Below are 5,537 nucleotides of genomic sequence, written 5' to 3'. Positions count from 1 at the left end.
TGTGCATCTGGTGCTCGACAACTACGCCACCCACAAGACGCCTGAGGTAAAGGCCTGGCTCGAAAAGCATCCGCGCTTCAAGCTGCACTTCACGCCCACCAGCGCGTCATGGCTGAACCTGGTGGAGCGCTTCTTTGCCGAGATCACATCAAGGCGCATCCGGCGCGGCAGCTATTCCAGCGTCGATGATCTTGAGGCCGCGATCTACGACTATCTGGCCCACCACAACGAGAAGCCAAGGCCCTTCAAATGGACCAAAACCGCAGAGGATATCCTCACCCGGGAACGTCGCGCGCTGGACAAGCTCGATGAAACTCGCGGAAACAGGTAGGAAGTGTCAGACTCAGAGCACTAGACCATCTCGGCGCCAGCATCAGGTAACGATGTCCGAAAAAACCAAAGCCGGTCCGTGCGCGGCAGATGTGCATCGTGATGCATATGTCGTGCACGGACCGGCATGATTTTTTTGGTAGCTCTTGCTCTGGATCGCCCCAAATCCCTGAGACACAGTCCAGCTCAGACCTTCACTTCCCAGCTCACTTATCTATACTGTAAACAACGAGATATGCTTGGTGCGGACGCCCAATCCTTTGTTGAGCGACAAGCGCGATTACCGGATCGCGCCGCCGGATCGTCCGCCCATTGCAAAACCCGCAACAAATCGAAAATGAAGGCGTTCTAAATGGATCATCAACACGGCGGCGACACTGAAAATAAAGGCTCCATCAGCCTAAGCGGCGGGGTGGCGATGGGCACCGGCGTGATGATCGGAGCCGGTATTTTCGCGCTGACAGGTCAGATCGCGCAGCTGGCCGGACCGCTCTTTCCATTGGCGTTTGTCGTGGGCGGGATCATCACAAGTTTCAGTGCATACAGCTACGTAAAGATGTCGAATGCGTTTCCGTCTTCGGGTGGCATCGCGATGATCCTGCAAAAGGCATACGGACCGGGTGCAATTGCCGCAGCGGCGGCGCTGTTGATGGCGCTGTCAATGGTGATCTCCGAAAGCCTCGTTGCGCGAACCTTTGCGACTTATGTCTTGCGACCCTTCGACATAACTGGTGGTCCGCTGGTGCCGATCCTTGCCGTTGGGGTGATCCTTTTTGCCTTTCTCGTCAATATCGCCGGTAGCCGATCGGTTGGACTGCTCTCGCTGATTATGGCGGTGCTCAAGATTGGCGGTATCGCGTTGTTCGGCATAGCAGCACTTTGGGCAAGCGGGTTTCAATTCGCCGCGGCGAGCACGGCGTCTGGCGGATTTGATATCACCGGCTTTATAGCATCCGTGGCCCTTGCCATTCTGGCGTTCAAGGGGTTCACCACGATCACCAACAGCGGCGGCGAGATCATCAATCCGCACCGCAATGTTGGCCGCACGATCATTATCTCGATCACGATCTGTGTTGTTGTCTATCTGATTGTGGCCTTTGCGGTCGGATCAAGCCTGACGATAGACCAGATTATCGCGGCCAAAGACTATTCATTGGCTGAGGCCGCCGCACCCGCACTTGGCAACGCGGGGTTCTATTTTACCGTCGTGCTGGCGGCTGTTGCGACGGCGTCTGGTGTTCTTGCCAGTGTCTTTGCGGTGTCGCGGATGCTGGCCATGCTCACCGATATGAACATGATCCCGCACCGGCATTTCGGGATGTCGGGACCTATCCGCAGTCACACGCTGGTCTATACGGTGGTGATCGCCTCTATCCTTGCGGTGTTTTTTGATCTGACCCGGATCGCGTCATTGGGGGCTTTCTTTTATCTGATCATGGACATGATCGTCCATTGGGGCGTCTTGCGCTTCATGCGAAAAGAGGTTGAAGCGAAAGCATTTGTCATCGTCTTGGCCTTGTTGTTTGACGCTGTGGTGCTGGTGGCCTTTACAGCTATGAAGCTGCAATCCGATCCGCTCATTGTTGTGTACGCTGTGATTGCGATCACATCAGTCTTTGTGTTCCAACGGATTTATCTGTCGCGCTGGACTGCACCACGACCCAGCGAAGACCACTGAAACACTTCTCGAAAGTGCTATAGCCCTCCTGAAAAAGGCGCGTCCGGCTAGCAGGTGTCGGGTATGCCCTTTTTCATTTTTTCGGTTTGTCAGGCTCGGCGCAGGGGGGCCAATCCCAAAGCCGGTTCATCATCGCGAAAAGATATGCACCTGACCACGCGATCAGCAACAGTCCGGTCAAGGCCTCGACGCCCGTCAGAAGACGCAGGTGATCTGTCGGGAAAATATCGCCAAGACCAAGGGACGTATAGCTGACGACGGAAAAATAAAAATAATCCAGAACGGTATCAACGCTCTCACCGGAAAAGCCGCCGATGCTCAAAAGCTGGTGACCGACGCCAAACATGCCTGCAAAGACAACTATTCCGGCGAAATGCGCGAAAAACAGGATCAGTACGGCCATCATGACACGATTGAACGGCTCCAAAGGTATCTTTGCCATGCCAACCGATACCCACCGCATGACCGCAAGATGTATCCAACTACTCGAAACGATGGCGATAACTGCAAGAATTAGTGAAAAAAGCAAAGAGACGCTCCTGATTGGATGAACTTGCCAGTATCCAAAAGTAGCCGTATCAGGTCGGCTTCTTGCGCGCGCTGATCGCGGTGCCAAAGCTCTGAAGTCCGCCGTCACCACGAACAATCCCGCGCGGTTGCGCCGGGTGGATTTGACCTTGCATCTCTTGGCAGCGCTGGAGATCGGGAATCTGGGGTCGCTCACATCTGGGAACGGGCGCGAAAGGTTGATGGCACTTGCCGCGGTTGGTGTCGGCGTGACCCGTCCCATTGTGGGCGCTACCCTCATTCTGAGAGGAAACTATTGGGCGGTTCGGGGGTTACGCCGCGCCTTTCCGCAGCATGGTCGGGTGATTGAACGGATGCGTGCTCTGTCGAATGACCTCGACCAGCGGCTTCCGGGACGGCGGGAAACAGAACATCTGCCGGAACAGGAAGAACATAGAACGAGCAAGTCGAGAGCGTCAGAAAGCGCTCTACGAGCAGCCCGGCAGGCCATCTCCGAGCTTGGATCTGGGGCAGATCGTCAAGCGCTTCTGGCGCGGGCCGATGCAATTTGGAGGTGCTCAGATGCGGTCAAATCCTGAAGCACCGGGCCTGTGGATATACTGCAATTAAGGGTACAAAAATGCCCAAAATGACCCTGAATCCGCAGATTCTGATTAATTAGGGTACAGTGACAGTTGTCACCACTTGTTCGCGGCACGTCGATCTCCATGACAGATCGTGCCGCGCGGCGGTTCTGCGACCGGCTGGTCGAGCTGGGCGTGGCGCGAGAACTGACCGGGCGGCCTACTTTCCGGCTCTATGGGATCGCGCCATGACGACGGCAACGAGGAAACGGCAACCGGCGGATGAAAGCGGCGCCGTTTTTGACCGCGAGCTCGAGGACCTGCCGCAGGAGTTGCGCTGGCGCGAATGGATGGGCCGGGTCGAAGCGGTGCTCTTCGCCAGTGCCTCACCGGTAAGTCGCGAAGATCTGGCCCGCGTGGTGGGGCAGGGGGCCTCCGTGGAGATGCTGATCGAGGACATCCAGGCCGAGCTGACGGGTCGTCCTTACGAACTGGCCCAAGTGGCTGGCGGTTGGATGTTCCGCACGCGACCGCAGTTTGCCGATGCGATCAAGACCACCGCCGACCTTGGTGACCAGTCCCTCGCCTTTACCGAGATGGAGATGGGGGTGCTCTGCGCCATTGCCTATCACCAGCCGATCGACCGCGCCGGGCTGGCCGACATCTTCGGCAAGGAGGTCAGTCGCGATCTTCTGGCCCGGCTGCGGTACAAGGACTTGATCGCCAGCGGGCCCCGGTCGCCGCGGCCCGGGGCGCCGCATACCTTCGTGACGACGGAGACGTTTCTGGTGACGTTCGATCTGCAGAGCCTGCGGGATCTGCCGGAATTGGAAATTGTCGAGCCGTCCAATCTTGCTGATTAGATGAGGTCGTCCAGATCTCTATTGTTTAGTTCGCTATCAGAAGCGGACTCCACGCGTGCTTCCAATGCCTCTTGAGATTCACTAACCGCAGCCGGTTTGAGATAGGGTACGATTTCTGCGAAATGTCGATGGACTTCACGCCGCGACCATTTGGCTGACCACATAAGTGACCCAAACGCGGCCATCTCAGCATTTGAAAATCCCCGCCTTACGCAACGATTGGCAAACACCATCGCTGTACACGGTTCTGTCTTTTCCGCCGAATGCACGTTGACATGACCCTGAAGGATTTGAAGCGGCGCCCCCATGAGATGGGCGAGATCAGGAACAAGTCTAATCACGAACTTTCGAGCACTCGTAGAGCGCTTCTTGTCGCGTGTTTTGTCAGAAAGCCGCTTTTGAATTTTCTTGAGCGGCGCACCGTTCATCCAGTCCTTCAAGGCCGCGCGAAGCTTCGGAAGTGAGTAGGATGCACGCGATTGATCATCCTTTAGCTTCTTGATTTCCGTTCCGAAGAGATACTCCAGGGTCTCCAACTTGACCAAGCGAACCAGGTACTCCGGTTTAACCATCAGCCACTCGAACACCCAATCGCACAAGCTTTCGACGGTTTTGAAGTTTCTAAAACCGTGCTTGCTGAGAGCCTTTGACATGTCGTCCAGAATATCCTCCGGCAGCCCCAACATGGATGCGGTGTTGCGCAAAGACAATTGCTCAACGGCTAGGTCTCCATCATCGCTCTTCAGAAGTGAAAGTGCTGCGGCAGTTCTGCTTTCAACCCAGTCTTCGTCCGCATCTTGACGTTTACGATAAGCCGCGAAGCTCCTCGCGAGGCCAAGTCGTATGTCAACTTTTCCATCGTCGCCATGATCAGTTTCTGCCAAGCGCGCGACGACGTAACGCTCCAAGTCACCGATTTCAGTTGCGCTATTGTGGATACGGTCCATTAGGGCCGTAAATGGATCGTCCAGCACCAAACACTGATCGGTTTGGCCAAATATGTCTCGCAGCCTACTCCATCTTGACCCGATCTTGTTCTCAGCATCGTCCAGGCCGACGACCTGTCCGGGGATGACTAGAACGATACCGGTTGCGCTTTCGCCTGCCCGGCCGGCACGACCGGCTGCGTTTAGCAGGTCCTCTGGGCCCAGGAGGTCTTTTCGACCGGAAGAGGCGTCGAATTGTGTTGATTGTCACTGAGAACTGACCCGGTAGCCCCATAAATTGTCACTGAGAATTGACCCATGTGAACACACTTCCCCGACGGTTTTGGTTGGGGGGATTTGGAGTGATCGACATGGGATTTTTGAGTGTCATTCGACGCTGGGCATTGCGTGACAAGATGCCAATCAGGGAGATTGCCCGGCGGACGGGTTTGTCTCGGAACACGATAAAGAAGTATCTGCGTGAAGGTGCGGTGGAACCGCAGTTCAAGACGCCCAAGCGTCCAAGCAAGCTGGATCCCTATTCGGATCGGCTGTCAGCCTGGCTTTTAATCCAGACGCGGAAGTCACGCAAAGAGCGGCGGACAGTGAAGCAAATGCATGCTGATCTGGTGAAGCTGGGATATGATGG

The 5,537-nt window shown here is 55.9% G+C and carries 6 protein-coding genes and 1 pseudogene; 5 read left to right on the top strand and 2 right to left on the bottom strand.

The features are described 5' to 3' along the window. Both A3722_RS02510 and A3722_RS02505 read left to right on the top strand, forming a co-directional pair. A partial coding sequence (locus A3722_RS02510; protein WP_201721948.1) for a transposase occupies positions 1 to 331 on the top strand: 331 nt, incomplete at its 5' end. A gap of 351 nt (positions 332 to 682) precedes the next feature. Beyond that, positions 683 to 2,008 (top strand): APC family permease, encoded by a 1,326-nt coding sequence (locus A3722_RS02505; protein ID WP_009827230.1) that lies wholly within the window; start codon positions 683 to 685, stop codon positions 2,006 to 2,008. A gap of 73 nt (positions 2,009 to 2,081) precedes the next feature. On the opposite strand, the gene A3722_RS23810 is transcribed toward A3722_RS02505, so the two are convergent. After that, positions 2,082 to 2,798: an ion channel gene (locus A3722_RS23810; RefSeq protein WP_161487394.1), complete on the bottom strand. Its 717-nt coding sequence runs from the start codon at positions 2,796 to 2,798 to the stop codon at positions 2,082 to 2,084. 442 nt (positions 2,799 to 3,240) lie between these two features. On the opposite strand from A3722_RS23810, the pseudogene A3722_RS23030 reads away from it, so the two are divergent. Both A3722_RS23030 and scpB read left to right on the top strand, forming a co-directional pair. Beyond that, positions 3,241 to 3,351: pseudogene (locus tag A3722_RS23030) on the top strand (DUF1403 family protein); the annotation flags it as partial. Beyond that, positions 3,348 to 3,962: an SMC-Scp complex subunit ScpB gene (gene scpB, locus A3722_RS02490; RefSeq protein ID WP_067625356.1), complete on the top strand. Its 615-nt coding sequence runs from the start codon at positions 3,348 to 3,350 to the stop codon at positions 3,960 to 3,962. The pseudogene A3722_RS23030 and the gene scpB, both read left to right, overlap by 4 nt. On the opposite strand, the gene A3722_RS02485 is transcribed toward scpB, so the two are convergent. After that, positions 3,959 to 4,936, bottom strand: coding sequence for a hypothetical protein (locus A3722_RS02485; RefSeq protein WP_201721947.1), 978 nt, complete (start codon positions 4,934 to 4,936; stop codon positions 3,959 to 3,961). The two genes, scpB and A3722_RS02485, sit on opposite strands and share 4 nt — an antisense overlap. 323 nt (positions 4,937 to 5,259) lie before the next feature. Between A3722_RS02485 and A3722_RS23025 the strand changes: the two genes are divergently transcribed. Next, positions 5,260 to 5,537, top strand: a 278-nt coding sequence (locus A3722_RS23025; protein ID WP_150120408.1) for a helix-turn-helix domain-containing protein, incomplete at its 3' end; no start/stop codon positions are given.

The organism is Sulfitobacter sp. HI0027 (assembly GCF_001634775.1).
Lineage (GTDB): Bacteria > Pseudomonadota > Alphaproteobacteria > Rhodobacterales > Rhodobacteraceae > Sulfitobacter.
This window is presented reverse-complemented; position numbering and strand designations above follow the sequence as displayed.

Excerpts from the sequence above, each read along its gene's own strand:
- A3722_RS02505 (WP_009827230.1), top strand. The coding sequence starts at position 683 with ATGGATCATCAACACGGCGGCGACACTGAAAATAAAGGCTCCATCAGC.
- A3722_RS23810 (WP_161487394.1), bottom strand. The coding sequence starts at position 2,798 with ATGGGACGGGTCACGCCGACACCAACCGCGGCAAGTGCCATCAACCTT.
- scpB (WP_067625356.1), top strand. The coding sequence starts at position 3,348 with ATGACGACGGCAACGAGGAAACGGCAACCGGCGGATGAAAGCGGCGCC.